The 20,745-nt window shown below is 42.4% G+C and carries 18 protein-coding genes; 3 read left to right on the plus strand and 15 right to left on the minus strand.

Translation table 11 applies throughout. From position 1 onward, the window contains the following. Window positions 1–9: 9 nt before the first annotated feature. The 5 genes from carA to uxaC all read right to left on the minus strand — a co-directional run bounded on the left by carA (window position 10) and on the right by uxaC (window position 7,445). Window positions 10–1,086, minus strand: a complete 1,077-nt coding sequence (gene carA, locus QVO66_RS04135; RefSeq protein WP_021854148.1) for a glutamine-hydrolyzing carbamoyl-phosphate synthase small subunit — start codon at window positions 1,084–1,086, stop codon at window positions 10–12. Window positions 1,087–1,249: 163 nt separating this feature from the next. Beyond that, complete coding sequence (locus tag QVO66_RS04140; protein ID WP_053398486.1) at window positions 1,250–3,139, minus strand: amidophosphoribosyltransferase; 1,890 nt, start codon at window positions 3,137–3,139, stop codon at window positions 1,250–1,252. A 101-nt stretch (window positions 3,140–3,240) separates the two neighbouring features. After that, window positions 3,241–5,085, minus strand: coding sequence for a glutamine--fructose-6-phosphate transaminase (isomerizing) (gene glmS / locus QVO66_RS04145; RefSeq protein ID WP_021854150.1), 1,845 nt, complete (start codon window positions 5,083–5,085; stop codon window positions 3,241–3,243). A 7-nt stretch (window positions 5,086–5,092) separates the two neighbouring features. Then, on the minus strand, window positions 5,093–5,890 hold the full coding sequence (locus QVO66_RS04150; protein WP_053398457.1) for a polysaccharide biosynthesis/export family protein: 798 nt from the start codon (window positions 5,888–5,890) through the stop codon (window positions 5,093–5,095). A gap of 151 nt (window positions 5,891–6,041) precedes the next feature. Further along, window positions 6,042–7,445 (minus strand): glucuronate isomerase, encoded by a 1,404-nt coding sequence (gene uxaC, locus QVO66_RS04155; RefSeq protein WP_021854152.1) that lies wholly within the window; start codon window positions 7,443–7,445, stop codon window positions 6,042–6,044. Window positions 7,446–7,614: 169 nt separating this feature from the next. Between uxaC and QVO66_RS04160 the strand changes: the two genes are divergently transcribed. Both QVO66_RS04160 and rbr read left to right on the plus strand, forming a co-directional pair. Continuing rightward, entirely contained in the window at window positions 7,615–8,649 is a 1,035-nt protein-coding gene (locus QVO66_RS04160; protein WP_370799987.1) for an asparaginase, read from the plus strand. Window positions 8,650–8,820: 171 nt separating this feature from the next. After that, on the plus strand, window positions 8,821–9,363 hold the full coding sequence (gene rbr / locus QVO66_RS04165) for a rubrerythrin (protein ID WP_021854154.1): 543 nt from the start codon (window positions 8,821–8,823) through the stop codon (window positions 9,361–9,363). A 588-nt stretch (window positions 9,364–9,951) separates the two neighbouring features. On the opposite strand, the gene QVO66_RS04170 is transcribed toward rbr, so the two are convergent. From QVO66_RS04170 to QVO66_RS04190, 5 genes are all read right to left on the minus strand, one after another. Continuing rightward, window positions 9,952–10,908, minus strand: coding sequence for a lipocalin family protein (locus QVO66_RS04170; protein ID WP_021854156.1), 957 nt, complete (start codon window positions 10,906–10,908; stop codon window positions 9,952–9,954). A 92-nt stretch (window positions 10,909–11,000) separates the two neighbouring features. Further along, window positions 11,001–11,885 (minus strand): 4-hydroxy-tetrahydrodipicolinate synthase, encoded by an 885-nt coding sequence (gene dapA / locus QVO66_RS04175; RefSeq protein ID WP_021854157.1) that lies wholly within the window; start codon window positions 11,883–11,885, stop codon window positions 11,001–11,003. Between the two features lie 100 nt (window positions 11,886–11,985). Then, window positions 11,986–12,903 carry a DMT family transporter gene (locus tag QVO66_RS04180; protein WP_021854158.1) on the minus strand — a complete coding sequence of 306 codons (918 nt, stop codon included), beginning with the start codon at window positions 12,901–12,903 and terminating at the stop codon, window positions 11,986–11,988. Window positions 12,904–12,950: 47 nt separating this feature from the next. Then, window positions 12,951–13,682, minus strand: a complete 732-nt coding sequence (gene truA, locus QVO66_RS04185) for a tRNA pseudouridine(38-40) synthase TruA (RefSeq protein ID WP_021854159.1) — start codon at window positions 13,680–13,682, stop codon at window positions 12,951–12,953. Window positions 13,683–13,860: 178 nt separating this feature from the next. After that, entirely contained in the window at window positions 13,861–15,369 is a 1,509-nt protein-coding gene (locus QVO66_RS04190; RefSeq protein WP_021854160.1) for a ComEC/Rec2 family competence protein, read from the minus strand. A 249-nt stretch (window positions 15,370–15,618) separates the two neighbouring features. Here QVO66_RS04190 and QVO66_RS04195 point away from each other — a divergent pair, with 249 nt between their 5' ends. After that, window positions 15,619–16,404: an EFR1 family ferrodoxin gene (locus QVO66_RS04195; RefSeq protein WP_288172576.1), complete on the plus strand. Its 786-nt coding sequence runs from the start codon at window positions 15,619–15,621 to the stop codon at window positions 16,402–16,404. A 363-nt stretch (window positions 16,405–16,767) separates the two neighbouring features. Here the strand turns inward: QVO66_RS04195 and QVO66_RS04200 are convergent, their stop codons facing one another. The 5 genes from QVO66_RS04200 to menA form a co-directional block, all read right to left on the minus strand. Next, on the minus strand, window positions 16,768–17,391 hold the full coding sequence (locus QVO66_RS04200; protein ID WP_021854162.1) for a flavodoxin family protein: 624 nt from the start codon (window positions 17,389–17,391) through the stop codon (window positions 16,768–16,770). A 103-nt stretch (window positions 17,392–17,494) separates the two neighbouring features. Beyond that, a complete protein-coding gene (locus QVO66_RS04205; RefSeq protein ID WP_021854163.1) occupies window positions 17,495–18,169 on the minus strand; it encodes a YggS family pyridoxal phosphate-dependent enzyme in 675 nt (224 codons plus the stop codon). Next, window positions 18,169–18,690: a DUF4494 domain-containing protein gene (locus QVO66_RS04210; RefSeq protein ID WP_021854164.1), complete on the minus strand. Its 522-nt coding sequence runs from the start codon at window positions 18,688–18,690 to the stop codon at window positions 18,169–18,171. The genes QVO66_RS04205 and QVO66_RS04210 overlap by 1 nt, the downstream gene beginning before the upstream one ends. A gap of 204 nt (window positions 18,691–18,894) precedes the next feature. Next, complete coding sequence (locus tag QVO66_RS04215) at window positions 18,895–19,578, minus strand: hypothetical protein (protein WP_021854165.1); 684 nt, start codon at window positions 19,576–19,578, stop codon at window positions 18,895–18,897. 12 nt (window positions 19,579–19,590) lie between these two features. Then, window positions 19,591–20,493, minus strand: coding sequence for a 1,4-dihydroxy-2-naphthoate octaprenyltransferase (gene menA, locus QVO66_RS04220; protein WP_021854166.1), 903 nt, complete (start codon window positions 20,491–20,493; stop codon window positions 19,591–19,593). Between the last annotated feature and the right edge of the window lie 252 nt (window positions 20,494–20,745).

Below are 20,745 nucleotides of genomic sequence, written 5' to 3' on the forward strand. Positions count from 1 at the left end.
TTAAACAAATTATTTCAACGCATCAACAAACTTGTCAAACATAAACTCTGTATCTACAGGACCAGAGCATGCTTCCGGATGGAACTGGCTTGAGAACCAAGGATTCGTCTTATGACGTATACCTTCGTTGCTGCCGTCGTTCATATTTACAAATAGCTCTTCCCAGTCTTTTCCTAAAGTAGAAGCATCAACGGCATATCCGTGGTTCTGGCTTGTTACATAACAATTGGTTGTTCCCACCATACGCACAGGTTGGTTATGAGAACGGTGACCATATTTAAGCTTGTAAATCGTAGCGCCACCAGCTTTTGCCAGCAACTGATTACCCATACAGATACCGCAAATAGGCTTTGTAGAAAGGCTCATTTGCTTTCTTATAATGTTTACGGCATCCTCACACATATCAGGATCGCCGGGGCCATTGGCAAGGAACAGTCCGTCGAAGTCCATATCCGTATAATCATAGTTCCACGGAACGCGTATAACCTCTACGCCTCTGTTCAGAAGACATCTGATAATGTTATTCTTTACACCGCAGTCAACAAGAACAACCTTCTTTCCGGCTCCTTCGTTGTAACGTATAATCTCCTTGCAGCTTACTTTGTCTACAAAGTTAACACCTTCATAGTCTGCTGTCGGGATATTGTCAGGCTCATCATCAAAAAGAATCTTGCCCATCATTACACCATGCTCGCGCAATACCTTTGTAAGCTCACGCGTGTCGATGCCCGTTATTCCCGGAACGTGCTCGCGCTTAAGCCAGTCTGCAAGACTTTCAACAGCATTCCAATGAGAATACATCTCGCTGTAATCTGCAACAATTATTGCCGATGCATATATCTTATCACTTTCCATGAAAGTGGCAATTCCATTGTTTTCCACTGTGAACGGTGGTACACCATAGTTTCCTACCAACGGATACGTAAGTACCATCAGCTGACCTGCATAAGATGGGTCTGTCAGACTCTCGGGATAACCCATCATAGCCGTATTAAACACCACCTCGCCTGCTACGGGAGAGTCATATCCGAATGACTTTCCACGAAATTTTGTGCCATCCTCTAAGACCAAAGTTACATTTTTCATATTTGCTCTCTTTTATAAAAAGATTTTTAAACGAAATCAATCTGTACGTCAACATCTGTTCTTTGAAAGAATAATCATGCGCACAGCAGGAAACATTCAAAATCTTTTTGTTCTTTCAACTACTCTTATTTTTAAATAATTTGTATTACCAACACATTCAGAACTAACGTTCACACTGATACACACTTTCATAGAAACGGATAAATGCCATATTTACCAATCTCACTCCGCCTGGTGTAGGATAATTTCCCGTGAAATACCAGTCGCCTTTATGATTAGGTATTGCCGTATGCAATCCTTCGATAGACTGATAAACCAATTCAACCGGTGTATTCATTCCCTCCGGGCGAAGCATTTCTACTATCTTTTTATTTATTTCATCTACAGTAAATGGTTTGTATATATCACAAACACAGTTACGCATCTCGCTCTTAGGCTTAAGAATTTCTTCCTTACATTTGTTGTATGTATCTTCAAGCAGCTGACACATGCCATGATCCTTCAGCAGCTCAATAGTTGCCCGGAATACACAAAATTCCTCAAGATTAGGCATGTCTATTCCGTAATAATCAGGATAACGGATCTGAGGCGAACTGCTTACAATAATTATTTTCTTAGGATGCAAGCGGTCAAGAATCTTCAAGATACTTTCTTTCAATGTTGTTCCACGCACAATACTGTCGTCTATTATAACAAGATTGTCCACATACGGAACCAGAGATCCGTAGGTTACATCATATACGTGCGCGGCAAGATCATTACGCGATGCACCTTCTGTTATAAATGTACGGAGTTTTATATCCTTAATTGCGACTTTCTCACTACGCACATACTGATGCAGAATCTCTTCGAGTTCTTCATAAGACGGCTTATGATCCAAGTTACGTATTCTTTCTATCTTCTGGTTGTTTATATAACGCTTGAAACCTCCAAGCATTCCATAGAATGCGACTTCAGCAGTATTGGGTATAAACGAGAAAACAGTATGCTCGGTATCGTAATTGACAGCCTTTAAGATAGATGAAGTTAATTGTTCACCGAGTTTCTTACGTTCCTTATAAATATCTCTGTCTGAACCGCGACTGAAATAAATGCGCTCAAACGAACACTTAGCATCACCCCTCGGTTCAAGTATGCGTTCTATAGAACTTTCACCATTCTTCTTTACAATCAAAGCACATCCAGGTTCCAGCTCGTTTATGTCATCACATTCAAGTTCAAATGTTGTCTGAAGTACAGGACGTTCGCTCGCAAGAACAATAAACTCATCATTCTTGTACCAAAAAGCCGGACGTATGCCCCACGGGTCACGCATAGAGAACATTTCACCGCTACCCGTAAGTCCACACATTACATAACCGCCGTCGTAATCGGCCATTGTAGATTTAAGGACATTGCTAATCTTTATATTATCCTCTATATAACGTGTTATGTCTTGATCCTTAAGTCCCTTTTTCTGGCCTTCTATAAAATTACGCTCAACCTCACGGTCCAATCTGTGCCCCATAAATTCAAGTGTAATATAGCTGTCACTGTAAATTCGGGGATATTGTCCTTGTTTCACAAGCTTGTCAAAAATCTCTTCAATATTGGTCATATTGAAGTTGCCGCACAAGCAAAGATTTTTAGCTCGCCAGTTATTGCGCCTCAAGAACGGATGCACATAAGAAAGGCCACTCTTGCCTGTTGTTGAATATCGCAGATGTCCCATATATAATTCGCCGGCGAAAGGCAAATTCCTTTTTGCATAATCAACATCAGCCAATTGCTGAGGCGTAACATTCCTGAACTGCTTCTGAACATTAGCAAATATTTCTGTTATAGCATTTGAGCCTTCAGCACGCTCACGGAACATATATTCAGAACCAGGCACAGCATCTAAATTCACACATGCCATGCCTGCTCCCTCCTGTCCTCTGTTATGCTGCTTCTCCATCATCAGATAGAGCTTGTTAAGCCCAAACATCCAGGTGCCATACTTTTGTTGGTAGTATTCCAATGGTTTAAGTAACCTTACCATTGCAACTCCACATTCATGCTTCAATGGTTCCATCATCGTTATAATAAATTAAAAAGCTAATTCATAATATAAAAATCATCTGCAAGACTCTAGGATTTCTAATATTATTCTTTAGCTTTTTCATTAATATATTTTTATTCAACTGTTACTGATTTTGCCAAATTTCGAGGCTGATCAACATTTTTACCTTTACAAACGGCAATATGGTAAGCCAACAACTGCAATGGTATCGTAGCCAATAGAGGTTCAAGACATTCTTCTGTATCAGGCAATTCAATAACCTCATCAGCGATTTTACTTATAGTCTCATCACCTTTTGAAACCAACGCAATGACTTTTCCCTTACGTGCCTTTATTTCCTGTATATTGCTTAAGACCTTTTCATACATTGCATTACGCGTTGCAATAACGACAACCGGCATATCTGAGTCAATAAGAGCAATTGGGCCATGCTTCATTTCCGCAGCAGGATATCCTTCAGCATGTATATAGCTGATTTCTTTCAGTTTCAATGCTCCTTCCAACGCCACGGGATAACTATAGCCACGCCCTAAATACAAGAAATTCCTTGCATAAGTAAAAATACGGCTTAGCCGTGATATTCTGTCATTAAGTTTCAGGGTTTCTTCCATCTTTTCCGGAATATTGCTTAGCCCCTTAACTATTTTCGTATATACATCTTCATCTATAGTATGCTTTTCTTTCGCTAAAGCCAAAGCCAACATAGTAAGAACGATCACCTGACCGGTAAAAGCTTTCGTCGAAGCGACTCCAATCTCGGGTCCGACATGAATATAAGAACCTGTATCAGTAGCACGCGGTATACTTGATCCTATCGCATTGCAAATGCCATAGATAAAAGCTCCATGTTGTTTGGCAAGCTTCACTGCGGCCAAAGTGTCTGCCGTTTCACCGCTCTGCGATATAGCTATGACAACGTCATTGTCTGTAACAACAGGATTACGGTATCTGAATTCGCTTGCATACTCAACCTCGACAGGTATACGGCATAAACTTTCTATTATTTGCTTTCCGATAAGTCCGGCATGCCATGAGGTTCCACATGCAACAATTATTATTCTCTTTGCAGCCAACAGGCGTTCTTTATAATCAATGACGGCACTTAACGTAACATTTGTAGCCTCAACATTTATACGGCCACGCATACAGTTAGTAAGACTTTCGGGCTGTTCAAAGATTTCTTTCAGCATAAAATGCGGATATCCGCCTTTTTCTATCTGACCTAAATTCAGGTCAACAGTCTGTATTTTCTGGAACAGTTCCCTATTTAATATATCAACGACCTTCAAGTTCTCTCCCCTTTTCATTACAGCAATACTGCCGTCTTCAAGGTAGGCCACCTTATCAGTATACTCAATTATCGGGCTTGCATCTGAAGCAAGGAAGAATTCATCTTCTGCTACACCAATAACCAAAGGGCTTTGTTTGCAAGCGGCAATGATCTGATCTGGCTCACGCTTATCAAGCAGGGCTATTGAATATGCACCGATAACTTCATGGAGCGCAACCTGAACTGATGACAAGAGGTCGAGTTTTTTCTTGTTCTGAATATATTCAATCAGTTGCACAAGTACTTCAGTATCAGTATCAGAACGGAAAGTCAAGCCTTTTGACTGCAACTTTTTCTTTAAATCTGCATAATTTTCAATTATTCCATTATGGATAATTGCAAGATTCTTAGACTCTGAATAATGTGGATGTGCGTTTACAGATGAAGGTTCACCATGGGTTGCCCATCGTGTATGAGCAATGCCCACAGTTCCTGAGATATTTTTGTCTTTACAAAATGTATCTAAATCTTTTACTTTACCTTTAGTTTTATATACATTCAGTCCTCCGTCTGAATTAAGCAAAGCCAAGCCTGCGCTATCGTATCCACGATATTCCAACCGGCCCAGTCCCTTAATCAGCACCGGATAAGCGTCTTTCTTACCTAAATAACCAACAATTCCACACATACTTTACTTACTTCAACACATTAACCACCAACGAAGCTACAGATGTCAGGATACTGACAACAGAAATCCATATTGTCGTACTTGAACCTATTGCAGAGTTCTTTGCCTGAACGCTGTTTGGCTCAACATACAAATAATCATTCTGCTGAAGGTAATAATATGGTGAATTTATCAGATTTGCATCATTTAGATTAAGTCTGTGAACAGACTTTTCTCCAGTAGCATCCTCACGTATAAGCAAGACATTACCACGCTTACCATAGATTGTAAGGTCTCCAGCTCTGGCCAAAGCCTCTATCACACTAATCTTTTCCTGGTCAACATTAAATACACCCGGAGCCTTAACCTCACCGGCTACAGTAACTTTAAAGCTGGCCATTTTAACAGTAACTATAGGGTTTTCCGTCTTTGACATGTACGGAAGTATTTTGTCTCGGATATAATTTTCACATTGTCTCTTTGTCATACCGCCAACTTTCAGCTGTCCGACAACAGGGAAATTAATAAAGCCGTCGTTGTCAACAAGATAAGTCTGCAGTGAACCTGCTCCTGTAGACAAATATCCAGTTGCATTTAGTGTGTTGGTTACAGAAAGGTTGAAAGGCGTTGCAGCCTTTGGATCCGTGGTGCTGACAGTTATCGTCAATAAGTCCTTTGGCATTATTTTTGCATCGAACAAACCTTTTGACGCCGCATAGCTCAATGAATCAGCATTCTGAAAATAAGCAATTTGCTTGCTGCTTCCGCAACTGCCTAACGTCATGCATAAAACGGCAAAAACTATAAAAAAAAGATTTTTTCTCATATTACAAAATGTGACGTATATCGTAAAACTTTGCAAAAATAGTTCTATTTTTTGATATTGGCAAATATTTCAATAATTAAAAATCATAAAGCCTCTTTTGCATAATCTGTACAGACTCAGCAAAAGAGGCTCCATATTCATGCTTCAAGCATTAAAACTTGAAATAGTTTTTCGCGTTATAGTAGCTTATATCCTCAACCATGCGATACAGGCTTTCCTTGTCGTCAGGAAGGAGTCCTTTCTCTACGTCATTGCCAAGCAGGTTACAGAGCAAACGGCGGAAATACTCATGACGAGGATAAGACAGGAATGAACGGCTGTCGGTAAGCATTCCGACAAAGCGGCTCAACAAGCCGAGCACAGACAATGCATTCATCTGTCTTGTCATACCGTCAAGCTGATCATTAAACCACCAGCCGCTACCAAACTGTATCTTGCCCGGACAAGAACCATCCTGGAAGTTTCCTAACATTGTAGCTATAACTTCATTTGCACACGGATTCAGTGTGTACAATATAGTACGTGTAAGCTTACCTTCAGCGTTAAGGTGATCAAGGAAATGGCTCATTGCCTTTGCTGTATTGAATTCACCGATAGAATCAAAACCAGTATCAGGTCCGAGTTTCTTGAACATCAGGCTGTTGTTATCACGGATTGCGCCATAATGGAACTGCTGTGTCCAGTCGCTTGCATGATCCATCTCAGCAAAGATTGTAAGCATGCAATGCTTGAACTGACGAATTTCCTGCTGTGAAAGCTCCTGACCGCGCATAGCTTTTTCAAATATGATTTCTATCTGGCTGTCAGTGTAAGGCTCATCATAGAACTCTTCAATTCCGTGGTCAGAAAGACGGCAACCATTCTCGTGGAAGAAATCGTGACGCTTCTGCAATGCGTCAATCATATCCTGGAATTTAGCAATTGAAACGCCTGCAACTTCGCCCAGCTTATTTACATACTCAGCAAAATTCTTTGTATTGTCAACAGCCATAGCCTTGTCAGGTCTCCAGGCCGGAATCATTTTGATTTCAAATCCGCTCTCGCGTGTCTGCTTATGATATCTCAGATCATCAATAGGGTCGTCTGTTGTACAAACACATTCAACGTTGTAACGACGCATAAAGCCTCTTGCTGTATATTCAGGCTGCTGAAGTTTTTCGTTACATTCATCATATATTTCACGGGCTGTCTTCGGGCTCAAGAGCTTATCTATGCCAAAAGCAGTCTTCAGCTCAAGGTGTGTCCAATGATAAAGCGGGTTTCTGAATGTATAAGGAACAGTCTCAGCCCATTTTTCAAATTTTTCCCAATCGCTAGTTTCTGTTCCTGTGCAATACTTCTCGTCAACGCCGTTAGTACGCATAGCACGCCATTTGTAATGATCACCGCCCAACCACAGCTCTGTTATGCTCTTGAATTTGTGGTCGTTAGCGACCATTTCAGGAATCAAATGGCAATGATAGTCAATAATCGGCATTTTTGCCGCATGATTATGAAATAGATCCTGTGCAGTAGATGTTTCTAGCAGGAAGTTTTCATCCATAAATTTTTTCATGTTTGTTTTTTATTAAAAGCGTTAATTATAATTTTTAAATTTAACTATTTTATTTATGCAAATATACATCTTTTTTTTTGATTTCAGATTATTTTAAATTATATTTGCACAAAATAAAATACATAAACGATGTCCGTATAAGAATAATTTAATATCAGCCATGTCAAAAATAACAAGATCAAACCGAGTTTTGCTTATATACACAGGTGGAACTATCGGTATGGGAAAGAACCCGGATACAGGAGTGTTAGAACCCTTAGACTTCAACCACCTTGTGAGTTGTCTGCCTGAGTTTTCAATGTTGAGAACAGGTATCGAAACTTATCAGTTTACGCAGCCTATAGATTCAAGCGATATGTCGCCTAGATTCTGGTCGCAGCTGGTGAGAATCATTGCTGAGCGATATGACCAATATGACGGATTTGTTATTTTGCACGGAACAGACACAATGGCCTATACCGCGTCTGCACTTTCTTTCATGCTCGAAAACCTGACAAAACCCGTTGTGCTTACAGGCAGCCAATTACCTATTAACCAATTGCGGACAGACGGCAAAGAAAACCTGATAACAAGTATTGAGATTGCGTCTGCGTCTCATCCTGACGGCACAGCCATGGTACCAGAGGTTTGCATCTACTTCAGCGGCAAATTGCTTCGCGGAAACAGATCGACAAAGACCAATGCCGACGGCTTTAACGCCTTCGAGTCGTTCAACTTCCCGCATCTTGCAGAAGCCGGAGTGAACATTATATATCATGAAGAATATATACTGAAGCCTGATTACAGCAAGCCCATGGTGCCGCATACAGCAATCGACCCGAATGTCGTGGTATTCTCGCTGTTCCCAGGATTACAGGAAAAGATTATATACCATGTTCTCGAAGCACCTGAACTGAGGTCTATTGTAATGAGAAGCTTCGGAAGCGGCAATGCGCCAAAAGCTCCATGGCTAACCAGAATTCTGAAAGAGGCCAGCCTAAGAGGAGTGACTATCGTAAACATAAGCCAATGTCTTGCGGGAAGCGTGGAAATGACCAGATACGACACCGGCTACAGACTCAAGAGCACCGGAGTTATAAGCGGATATGACAGCACCGTTGAATGTGCCGTTACGAAACTCATGTGCCTACAGGCAAGATTTACAGACAATAAAATTGTGAAAAGCTACATGAACAAATCAATATGTGGCGAAATAACAATTTAAAATAATAAAAAAGCATAACAAAATTGTTTGTTTCAATATTATTGAATATCTTTGCCTACATAAATGTCTTAAATGAAAATGTACTACATATATAATCATTGGCATTAAAATCATAAATTGAAAATTAATACTTTATATCTGATTTAACAGACAATTAAAAACAAAAAGATTATGAAAGAATTAAAAGGAACAAAGACAGAAAAGAATCTTCAGGAAGCATTTGCAGGTGAATCAATGGCACGCAACAAGTATACATATTTTGCATCTAAAGCAAAAAAAGACGGATATGTACAGATTGCCGCCATATTCGAGGAGACTGCAAAAAACGAGCAGGAGCACGCAAAATTATGGTATAAATATCTGAACGGAAACAAAATCAACGGAACAGAAGCTAACCTTGCTGATGCTGCTGCCGGTGAGAACTTCGAATGGACAGATATGTATGCCCGTATGGCAAAAGAAGCTCGTGAAGAAGGATTTGACGAGATTGCTGCTAAATTCGAAGGCGTAGCTGAAATTGAGAAACATCACGAAGAGCGCTACCGCAAGCTTCTGAAAAACATTCAGGATAAGATGGTATTCTCTAAGGACGGAGACTGCATCTGGCAATGCTCTAACTGTGGACACATTGTAATTGGAAAAGAGGCTCCTAGCATCTGCCCGGTTTGCAACCACGCTCAGGCTTACTTCCAGATTGAAGCAAGAAACTATTAATAAACAAAAACAATACGACAAAAAGGGGATGTGTCTTCGGCACATCCCCTTTTTATATTTATATAAACAAAACTCACGTAAAGATAACGACAGACTGATACAGACAAGTAGTAAAACTAGAGATGTCATCAACAAGCGTCCTGGTTCAACCCTGTTTCAGAATAAAGACATTTAACAGCAACCTTGCAGAATCTAAATGCCCTACTTGTGGTTAATCTACAAAGTCTCTGCATGAGTAACAAAAAGTCATTAATCTACGTGTCGTAACTCAGCCACTTTTGATCCTAAAGTGACTGAGTTACGACACGAAAACAATAGGTTAATGATTTAAAACCTGTAAGCAGTCTTTTACTTAAAGTTTACTCAAAATAAAGCACATATTCAAGCCGTCTATAAGACATATAAGCATATTTTCTTATAGTTTTTCAGACCGGAATGAATATCCGCAACAATACATCCAAGTTCGGACACGTCTGACATAGCAAATACATCTGGTTAATTATCCATGCCGATAATATCGGCATTCATTTATGTATTCATGTCAAACTCAAATTACGCACCCACAACTGCCGCAAGGAGCGCAGCATGTCACTGTTCGGTAAACTCAACAGAAGTATCCTTCCCGACAAAAGTCAGTGTCATGTCCTTACCCTTGCCTCTTATATCAATAAAAGAATTCTTATATCCATAACCCGATGCCGTAACATACTGGTAAAGCAAATAATCAACGCCTAAATAGGTTACCTGTGCGACTCCGGCCTTTGTAAAGAACTTAGCTGCAAGTTGCTCACCTTTATTATTTTTAAAATCAGCCTTTATTATATTCTCAAAACCGGTAGAAGAATAAACAACTTTACCTCTCCGTGACACAATCCACTCGTCGTTGCTCTTCTCCAGCATATACGAATCATCATCCTCGACATTCCATACAGCGGAACCATCAGGGCGCACACGTTTCTCCAGGACAACAGTCTCTTCAGGCATAAACACTTCAACCTTAGCTGAATCAGAAGAGAATACGACATAAGCTGCGGATGATGAATGCTGGTCTACGGCTGACAACAAACGGGTTCCGGCTTCAAATATTCTTATCTTCTTGTCCAAGACTTTAGAATAGGTATACCCCATCGCCGCATCACTTCCACCAATCAGAGGCGTGGTGTTCTCTTGCGCACGACGATACTCTATCCTATACATCTCACCCTTTCCCAAGGTAAGCATGTCGTTCTGCAATGCTATTATATTAAGGGTGTCACAAAACTGTATGGTCTGTCCGTTCCCGATGCTTTCGCCACACAACACAATACAGTTTTTTTTGTGTTTTCCTTTGACCAACTTCCAATTATTATATTTTAATGTAGCCATTCCTACAGAAGAGGCCTTGTTTGCTTTATCAAGCAACATGCCCTGAACAATATGCTTGTTGACCGGCATTACTTCATGCCATTCACCCAACAGTTGTTCCTCTGTATATAATTTTTCTCCACCGCCACACGACATCAGTGCCATCACTGATGCTGCTACAATTATGAAATTTTTCTTCATAGCAAATATATTAAATAAGGTTAATAATTTAGCAGGCGAACATATTCGCCTGCTATTTAAGATAAAAAGACTCGTTTCTTTATAAAATGCGATTACAGTCTGAACTTCAGACAGTCGCTTATCTTTTGCATCGTGGTAAGACGGGTTGGCACAAGAGGAAGCCTGAGAACATTCTCGATCATGCCCATTTCATGAAGCATGGCCTTCACTCCTGCCGGATTGCCGTCAACGAACAACAGATTAAACAAATCTGTAAACTTATGATGTATCTTTCTTGCACTCTCTATCTCGCCTTTCATCTCAAGACGTATCATCCTTGAGAACTCTTTAGGCAGAGCGTTGCCGATAACCGAAATGACACCGGCTGCGCCACATGCTATCATCGGGAACGTGAGTGCGTCGTCACCACTGATGACATCAAAGCCGTCCGGTTTGTTCTTAATAATTTCGTCCACCTGTTCCAGACTTCCGCTTGCTTCTTTTATGGCTACAATGTTCTCGCAGTCACGTGCAAGGCGCACTGTTGTCTCAGCCTTAAGGTTAACGCCCGTCCGTCCGGGTACATTATAAAGCACAACAGGCATATTTGTTGCCCCGGCTATAGCCTTAAAGTGCTGATACAAACCTTCCTGAGACGGTTTGTTATAATAAGGACAAACACTTAATATGCCGTCAATGCCAGAAAAATCTGCCGTCTGAAGCTCGTTTACAACATCAGCCGTATTGTTTCCTCCGCATCCAATCAAGATTGGAACCTTGTCACCCACCTTTTCAACAACAAGCTCTTTAATCTTTTGCTTTTCATCTTTTGTCAACGTAGGAGTTTCTCCTGTTGTGGCAAGAATACAAAAGAAATCGGCGCCGTTCTTCAGCTGATAGTCCAACAAATTTTTCAGGACATCATAATCAACCGAACCGTCTGAGGCGAAAGGAGTAACCAAAGCTATGCCTAAACCTTTAAAAATATTTTGCTTCATAAAACAATTTCCATCTTATTAATTGAATGCAAAAATAAACTTTTTATATCAAAACACAAAATAAAAAGCCGTATTTTACACATATCGCTAATTAATGGTGTCAATTAGAACCTATATACAGGAACAGCATTCCGAGCAATACCAGCAACAGGTCAACAGCTTTACTCTTTAAGTTTTTCTCATGCAAGAGCACTGCTCCAAACAGGAACGACACAATAACGCTTCCACGTCTTACCATAGAGACAATGCTTATCATTGCTCCGGGAATGCTCAAGGCATAGAAATAAACAAAATCGGCCGCACTAAGAAAAATACTTATAAGGATTATGCACCAGTCCCATCTGAACCGCGTGGTCTGTCCTGACTTTGGCAGCCATAGCACAACCAGCATGATGCCCATCATGACACACTGATATATGTTATACCAGCTCTGCACCATCATCGTGTCAAGCCCTACTCCGCCCTGGCTTACCGGAGCCATAAGATACTTGTCATAAAGTCCGCTTACAGCACCGAGTACGGCAGCAAGCACGATGAAATATATCCAGCGGTCGTGCTTAAAGTCAATGCCTTCTTTCTTTCCGCTCCTGCTGAGCATAAGAAATGACGCCACCGCAAGAGCCACACCTATCCACTGATATACATTAAGACGCTCGCCAAACACCAGCAGCGCACCGACCAGCACCATTACCGGACGAGTGGCATTAATCGGCCCTACTATGGTCAGTGGCAGATGCTTCATTCCGAAATATCCGAAAATCCACGAGGACAAGACAATGAGACTTTTCAGGACAATATATTTATGAACTTCCCATCCTCCGCCTCCTACATGAAATATGCTTCCGTCAAGAACATTCGTATTATACGAAAGGATTATGAACGGAAGGAAAATAAGCGATGAAAACAGCGTGTTGAGAAACAACACCGGTATTACGGCATTGCCGTCTAATGCCTTTTTCTTAAACGAGTCGTAAAAGCCCAATAGGGCTGCCGACATAAAAGCTAATAATAACCACATTTACCTTAAAAATTATATTTACCTATTTACATTATAGCCGCTATGGCTTAATATTCGATATTTTCCAGAAACAAAGCATTGCCGGGCATACTCTCACCGGCACCCGAACGCCGGCGACCTTCTATAACAGCTCTGAAATCCTGCACACTTATCCGCCCTCGGCCAACATCAACCAAAGTCCCTACAACAGCCCTTACCATGTTACGCAGAAATCTGTTGGCCGTAATGACAAAATGCCAACTATACTCGCCGTCCTTCACCCATCTGGCCTCTGTTACATCACACAAAGTGGTCTTCACGTCGGTGTTGCTCTTGCAGAATGCGGCAAAGTCATCATACTCCAGCAGCATTGCGGCCGCCTCATTCATCTTTTCGAAATCAAGGTCATAAAAAAGTTCGCATGAGTAATGGCGCAAAAACGGATCTTTATGCTGATGAACATAATAATGATAGGTTCTCGACCTGGCGCTGAAACGAGCATGCATATCCTGACAGACAGGAATAACCTTATCTGCAGAAATATCTCTCGGCAAAAGTCTGTTCAGCTTATATACCAGCTGTGGGCCGTCAATATCTTTATCCGTGTCAAAGTGAGCCACCATCATTCTGGCATGAACACCGGTGTCAGTACGGCCTGCTCCTACCACTTGTATTTCTTCACGCAGAAGAGTTGACAAGGCATCCTGCAACTTTTCCTGAACAGAAACGGCATTGGGCTGTACCTGCCATCCGTGATAAGCCGTGCCGTCATATTTAAAATAAACAAAATATCTCTGCATGTATTACGCACTATATGAATAATCCGTGTGCAAAATTACATATTTTTCATAAACTAAAGATATATTGACGAGCGAAAGAAAACAAATAAATCATCTTGACGGGCATTTCCATAAGCCTTTACAGCTCTCCTTCCATAAGTTTTTATGACTAAACTCGCCGGCACAATGGCACAGATACTTATCTTATCATCTTTCTGCAATAATGCCCCAACACTGACAAAGCAAATATCAGAATGTAAATAAGAAGCAGCTGCAGCAGTCCTATCCTAATGCCGTCAACACTTGCCCCGGGCAAAGCCGCCACAAAGGATACGCAGGCATTAAGCAATATCACCACTTTAAGCAGCAGTCCGGCCAACAACGTCTGAAGCCAAGGCAGGAAACTCACAGCAGCCGTCAGTACAGCCCCATAAAGGATAACTGTGGCTGCAGGCACTACAATCATATTGGTAAGGAGGAAATAGCATGAGAAACGGCCAAAATAAAACGCTATCAGCGGGGCCACTCCTATCTGTGCAGCCACTGATACAGCCGTCATCTGCCATACCTGTTTTATTATAGGAATATTGCGGATGCTTCCGGGCATAACTTCCAGAAGCGGACGATAGAATATGATGATAAACAATACAGCGGCAAACGACATCTGAAAACCTACATCATAAAGATATAGCGGACTGCCGGCCAATATGACAACAGCAGCCACTGACAGCGTGTTGAGCGACAGTCTGTTGCGGTTAAGCAAGCTTACAAACGAATAGACCGTAAGCATTACGGCCGAACGAACCACGGAAGCTGACATGCCCACGATAAAGACATAAGACCATATTGCAAGCAGAATCAGCACCTGAGAAACAATCTGCCACCGGCGGCGCGAAAACAACAGCGACAATATTGCGTAGATTATGCCGAGATGCAGACCCGACAAAGCCAGTACATGCGACGCTCCCGACACAGAATACTCCTCTTTCAACTCATCTGAAAGCGAGGATTTATCGCCTAACGTCATTGCCGCCAGTACAGCATACGCCTGCCCGCTGAAGCCCATGTCACTAAAACGCTGCAGCAGTTTGTCACGGAAAACTAATGCGGATATGCGTGCACGCAGAACAACAGACAGCCGACTGAGGTCAACCGCAGCCCCTTTCCATTCGTCTATATATATAAATGTGGTGGCAACATATCCGTGATAAAGCAAATACCGCGCATAGTCAAAATCAGCACCTGCATAATTTGTTGGCTTTTCAAGTAACGAGACTGCCTCTATACCATTGCCTATACGCAGTCTGTCCGCACGCCAGTCTCTGTATATGCTTGCCTTTATCTTCATAGGACGATGCGTATTTACCGTTATCAAGTCGCATCTTACAACTTTTCCCGCAACGACAGGCTGACTGACCACCACAGCCGAATATGCCGTATCTTCCCCGGGCACGGACATATTGACTTCATCCAATTCTCTACACACGAGCATGGCTCCGAGGAAATAGCAAGTAAGAAATATAAGAACAGTCTGCAACACACAACGCCTATACGCTAATAAAGCAAACATTAAAGACACAGCCGTCGCCGCAAACCACGCATCACAAGACACAGCCCCATAAAGAAGCTCGCCCGACACAATGCCTGCTACAAGGAACAAAGCCACACGCAAGACAGGATAAAGCTGTATTTGTCCGTTTGTTTTCATTTATTAAGGCCAACAAGACTATACTGAATAGCCGTTTGCAGTTATGCAAATATACAAATTTATCCCTAAAGCCACCACCATGGCATAAGGTTTTTAGTTATAATATTTACGTTAAAAGCACATACAGAAAATAAACATGTCATGACTATTTTATTTAAAACGACACCCAAGACCATTACAAAACATAACAAAAAGAAAAAACTGCGGTTTTCGTTTTGTTTTGCGCCGGCTTTACATTATCTTTGCGATATGATTATATATTTCTCAGGAACAGGAAACACAAGATGGGCAGCCACCACTCTCAGTGAAAAGACAGGCGAAAAGCTCATTGACATAACAGACATCGCCGGAACCGATGTAAGCTACAAACTCGAGGAAGGCGAACGCCTTGGCTTCTGCTTTCCTGTGCATGGATGGCGGCCGCCGCTCATTGTAAGAAATTTCATCAGAAGGCTTTCAATAATAAATGCTGAAGGCCACTATTGCTATGTCCTTTGTACAACTGGCGACAACGTCGGCGAGGCTGTTGACATTTTCGAAAGAGACCTCAAAAGAATTGGTGTTCATCTAGACAGCGCCTTCTCGCTTATCATGCCCGAATCGTATGTCGGTCTGCCCTTCATGGATGTTGACACACGCGACAAAGAAAAACAGAAAAAAGAAAAGGCGACAGAAGACCTTGAACGTTTTACCGATATGATCATGAAGCGCCAGACTGGCGTAAAAGACCTTGTCATAGGGCGATGGCCAAAAATAAACAGCCGTCTCATCGGCAGTTTCTTCGTAAAGCACCTTATAACAGACAAGCCATTCCATGTAACAGAAGACTTATGCATCAGATGCGGCAAATGTGCCGAAGCATGTCCTGTAAACGACATAATCTGGAGTAAGGGTTCCATGCCTAAATGGAAGCATAACGGTTCGTGTCTGTCATGCTTCGCCTGCTATCATCATTGTCCCAAACATGCCATAGAATACGGCGGCAGGACAAAGAATAAGGGACAATATTTCTTCGAAAAGAACGAAAGACGATAAAAGTTACGTCAAAGCGGCCATATCCAAGCACAATACAACAAGCCGCATATTGCAATACAAAAGATGCCCTTTGAGAGCTCCATTTGGCATTAATCGCAAAACGAAACCTATGCTCTCACACTAAAGAACGTGAGCAAATGTTTTTTTAGCATAAAAAGTCATCACTCATCACAAAGACATGTAACAATCTGGCTACGAATACATTATGGCGTGATGACTTGAATCATAAACTCATCACACGACAACAATCTGAGTTTAAGCAACTTACTGACGTATGTTATGTGTGATGAGTTTTTTCGTAAGATATTTTACCATAACTATAACAACAGCAACGGAAATATCTGCTGAAAAAGACAACAGCAGTTATCTTATAAAGTTGGTGCGTATAGTAGGTTCAACTTCAGGCAGACTTACTCCGGCTTTCTTTCCTGCCTCTATACATTTAAGCAGCCAGGCCATGTTCTGCCCAAGACGGCGCATGGTCTGCATGCCCTCTTCATCCATAAACACGTCTTCCGGCTTATTGCCGTGCACCTGATTCCAATAAACAGAAGGCACTGTAGGCATATTGCATATACCGTAATACTTGTTAAGGTCGTCAAATCCGGCAGAGGCGCCGCCACGCCTGCAACTTACAACCGTTGCTGCCGGCTTGTTGGTATAAAGCGATGCCTTGCTGCAGAACGCCCTGTCCATAAACGGCTTTATGAAACCCGACGGACCGGCAAAGTGAATAGGAGTGCCAAAGATAAATCCGTCTGCCTCGTCAACCTTTTCAAGAAATCTGTTCACTGTGTCTGTGTCATACCAGCAGCGCTTTGTCTGGCTGCACTTTCCACAGCCTATACAGCCCATTATGGGCTTATTGCCGCACCAGAATATTTCTGTATCAATGCCACACTTGGCCAACTCTCCTGCAACAACCTCTAAAGCGGCATGTGTGCATCCGTTAGCCTTAGGGCTTCCGTTTACCAATAAAACCTTCATAATATCTGTGTCTTTAATATAAATTACTTCAGTAAAATAAAGAAGGACGAACTGCCCGAGAGTTCTCAGACATGTCCGTCCCCAAAAGGTATATTATTTTCATTCAATATACACGCGGACCGAAGATGGCTGTTCCTACACGAACCATCGTACTGCGGCACTGAACGGCAATCTGATAATCGTCGCTCATTCCCCATGAACGCTCGCAGAAAGCATCATCATCGGCAAAATAACGGGCCTTAACCTCATCAAAGAAATCGGCTGCCGTGTTAAACTCGCGCCTAATCTGATCCTCATCGTCAACATTAGAGGCCATCATCATCAAGCCGCAGATCTGCACATTGTGAAGCTCGCGCCACTCACCTTCCTCAAGTAGCTCGCGGCAGGCATCAAGGGTGAGCCCGTATTTGGTTGCCTCTTCGGCAATATGCAGCTCAAGCAGCACCTTGATTACGCGGTCATGCTTTGCGGCATGCTTGTTTATCTCCTTCAGAAGTTTCAGAGAATCGACAGCTTCAATCATCGAAATATAAGGTGCTATGTATTTCACCTTATTGGTCTGAAGATGTCCTATAAAGTGCCACTCGATGTCATCAGACAAGGTCTGCTGCTTTTTTGACAGTTCCTGCTCATGACTTTCACCGAAAACGCGCTGCCCGGCATTATATGCAGCCTCGACATATTCATCGGGATGAAACTTACTCACGGCCACAAGGCGCACGCCCTGAGGCAGAGTGTCTGTTATTTTTTTCAGATTAGCCGCAACGTCAACATTCATTATTGAAGCGCCTCCTCCGCTTTCTGTCCGTCCTGTTCATACTCAGGTTTGTCGTCAACTTCAGGCTTCTTCAGCATCTGATTGTGCTCAAACACGTCCATGATCTGAGTTTCAGCAATGCTGGCGATAACATAGTCGATCATTGTTCCGCCCATAACCTCGTCAATGCTCTTTACAGCTCCTGGCAATGTGCTGCCGTGAACGAGATAATTTACGTTAGACTTTTTCTCTTTTTCAGTCTTGTCGTCAATGGTGATAAACTGCAGTTTGGTCTTGTACCAGCGGTCGGCAGAAGGAGAGTCGCTGAAGAAAATTTCACCATAAGCGGCTTTCTTAATATCCTTAACCTCAAACTCGCCACTGATATAAGATGACATTTCTTCAATTATGCTTGCCTCTGCCTCTGTAAAACTGAGCGCATCGACAACATACAGCTCCGTTACTTTCTTCTGACTTCCGTCTTCCATCGTCTTTTCGTAACGTATTTTGCACTCAAACCATGTTGATGTTCTACTTCTCATATTATCCTTTATAAAATTAAATCTGATAAAAAACTATATTTATCTTACCCCTGCGGGCTGATAAAATCGTGCAAAAGTAATTAAATATCCCGACAACACAAAATCAGAAATAATAAATTGAAGGGCATATATTAATATTTCTTTAATTAAAACGAACGGCATCCATGACCATGCCATCCGGTCAGCATCAACCAGACAACAGCTTTAAAAGCTATTCTTTTTATTAAAGAAATCTTTGCAAATCTCTAAAAACAGCATTGGTTCAGCGGCTATTGTCTCCCACAACCGTTTGCCACCCTTAAGCACACGCTTGTCTACATAGTCAACAAGTTCAGGATTTGTCTTCTTGTAACGTATACGCATGGCATTAAGACTTATGACGTTGCCCGTCATGAACGGAACCACAACGCTGTCGCCGGCAAGGCTTATGCCGTAGATTGTAGATATGTTCATCTTGCCAAGCTGCATGTTCTGCGAGTCTACCCCATTCCACCAATACATCTTGCCGACTTCGTTTTCACCTTCTTTATATACAAACTGCCGTATGGTTTTCTTGGGTTTAAGCAGAGACGGATTAGCCACAAGATGCGACTCAAGATGGTCATACTTGCCGCTGGCCGACGTCTTTTTCACAAAATCTATACTCCTCACATTGTCGGCGCTATATGAAACGGCATTATTGCCGTCGGGCGCAGGAGACAGTGTGAACGATGTGTTCATGCGCTTAAACAACTTGCCGTCCACCCAATAAGTCTGAACATATCCTTCCACCGTGCTTCCGTCTGTAAGAGTTAGACGCACATGATCGTTTTCAGGGTCGCGCGTTTCCTGAGCAACGGCACAGGCCGAAAACGCAGCAAAAAGGAACAAGAACAATATTTTTCTCATAAAATAACATTATTACCAATTCAACAATACGCCCACAGAAAGGAGCAGACCATAGATAAACATATTGCGTGCGGTGTCGCCAAGCACCATGTTGAGAGCCTTACCTTTATTTATACGCACCATCTTGCGGTAAGCCGCGTAATGAGGTATGAGATAAAGGAAAGGAAGCAAGAATGCACAGATGTGTCCTTCGAGCAAAAACGCAACGCCAAAGACCAATGCCATTATGCCAGAACAGAGATAGGCTGTGCGCCCGGCTTCGGCACCCACCCTAACAATGAGCGTCTTCTTGCCTGCCCTTGCATCGTTGTCGATGTCGCGATAGTTGTTGACAAGCAACAAAGTGTCGATGACAAAGCCGCAGGCCAACGAGGCTATAAACACCTCAAACGTAAACCTGTCGGTCTGGAGATAATAGGTAACACACACGGGAATAATTCCGAAAAACACTAACACGAGCACATCTCCAAGACCAAGATATGACAGCAATGTGGTGTAAAGGAAACAGAACACCACGCAGAACGCCCCGACAAGTATCATCTCCAAGCCGCCATATATCACCAGCGGCAGACCTATACAGCAGGCTATCACCGTTGTTATTATTATTGCACGGCGCATGGCTTTGGGTGTTATCCAGCCTTGTGCGCACGCACGGCGCGGCCCGAGACGTGTCTCGTCGTCGTTGCCACGGACAAAGTCAAAATAGTCGTTAATGAAGTTGGCGTCAATCTGCATAATGAATGCAAACAACACGCACAACAAGGCCGGCATCCAGCCGAAATCGTCGAGCCCGAGGTCTCTTGCCGCAAATGCCAAACCTATCATAACAGGCACGGCTGCCCCCGTAAGCGTCTTCGGACGCGAGGCCAGCATCCACGCTTTTGCAGAGTTTGTATCTATTTGTTTTTCGTTCATGATTTAATCTTTTATATTATGCCCATAGGACAGACCGCAATGCCGCCGGACGTAAACAAGCTATGCCTTGCGCATTGCATTCTCCAAGAGAAAGGCATGCCGGCGTACCTCATGGCGCACAGGAGGGATGACAAGCAACGGCATGCTGCCGGCTAAAAACCCTTATCAAGCCACTACACCTATAAATTAATGCTTCAGGTAACATCCACGGGCGAATCACTTGCAAAAGTAAACATTATATCGTATATTTGC

It is taken from the genome of Prevotella sp. CAG:255 (assembly GCF_000431195.1).
In the GTDB taxonomy this organism is placed as follows: domain Bacteria; phylum Bacteroidota; class Bacteroidia; order Bacteroidales; family Bacteroidaceae; genus Prevotella; species Prevotella rara.

Coding starts and splice junctions, on each gene's coding strand:
- carA (WP_021854148.1), bottom strand. CDS start 1,086: ATGAAAAATGTAACTTTGGTCTTAGAGGATGGCACAAAATTTCGTGGA.
- QVO66_RS04140 (WP_053398486.1), bottom strand. CDS start 3,139: ATGGAACCATTGAAGCATGAATGTGGAGTTGCAATGGTAAGGTTACTT.
- glmS (WP_021854150.1), bottom strand. CDS start 5,085: ATGTGTGGAATTGTTGGTTATTTAGGTAAGAAAGACGCTTATCCGGTG.
- QVO66_RS04150 (WP_053398457.1), bottom strand. CDS start 5,890: ATGAGAAAAAATCTTTTTTTTATAGTTTTTGCCGTTTTATGCATGACG.
- uxaC (WP_021854152.1), bottom strand. CDS start 7,445: ATGAAAAAATTTATGGATGAAAACTTCCTGCTAGAAACATCTACTGCA.
- rbr (WP_021854154.1), top strand. CDS start 8,821: ATGAAAGAATTAAAAGGAACAAAGACAGAAAAGAATCTTCAGGAAGCA.
- QVO66_RS04170 (WP_021854156.1), bottom strand. CDS start 10,908: ATGAAGAAAAATTTCATAATTGTAGCAGCATCAGTGATGGCACTGATG.
- dapA (WP_021854157.1), bottom strand. CDS start 11,885: ATGAAGCAAAATATTTTTAAAGGTTTAGGCATAGCTTTGGTTACTCCT.
- QVO66_RS04180 (WP_021854158.1), bottom strand. CDS start 12,903: ATGTGGTTATTATTAGCTTTTATGTCGGCAGCCCTATTGGGCTTTTAC.
- truA (WP_021854159.1), bottom strand. CDS start 13,682: ATGCAGAGATATTTTGTTTATTTTAAATATGACGGCACGGCTTATCAC.
- QVO66_RS04190 (WP_021854160.1), bottom strand. CDS start 15,369: ATGAAAACAAACGGACAAATACAGCTTTATCCTGTCTTGCGTGTGGCT.
- QVO66_RS04195 (WP_288172576.1), top strand. CDS start 15,619: ATGATTATATATTTCTCAGGAACAGGAAACACAAGATGGGCAGCCACC.
- QVO66_RS04200 (WP_021854162.1), bottom strand. CDS start 17,391: ATGAAGGTTTTATTGGTAAACGGAAGCCCTAAGGCTAACGGATGCACA.
- QVO66_RS04205 (WP_021854163.1), bottom strand. CDS start 18,169: ATGAATGTTGACGTTGCGGCTAATCTGAAAAAAATAACAGACACTCTG.
- QVO66_RS04210 (WP_021854164.1), bottom strand. CDS start 18,690: ATGAGAAGTAGAACATCAACATGGTTTGAGTGCAAAATACGTTACGAA.
- QVO66_RS04215 (WP_021854165.1), bottom strand. CDS start 19,578: ATGAGAAAAATATTGTTCTTGTTCCTTTTTGCTGCGTTTTCGGCCTGT.
- menA (WP_021854166.1), bottom strand. CDS start 20,493: ATGAACGAAAAACAAATAGATACAAACTCTGCAAAAGCGTGGATGCTG.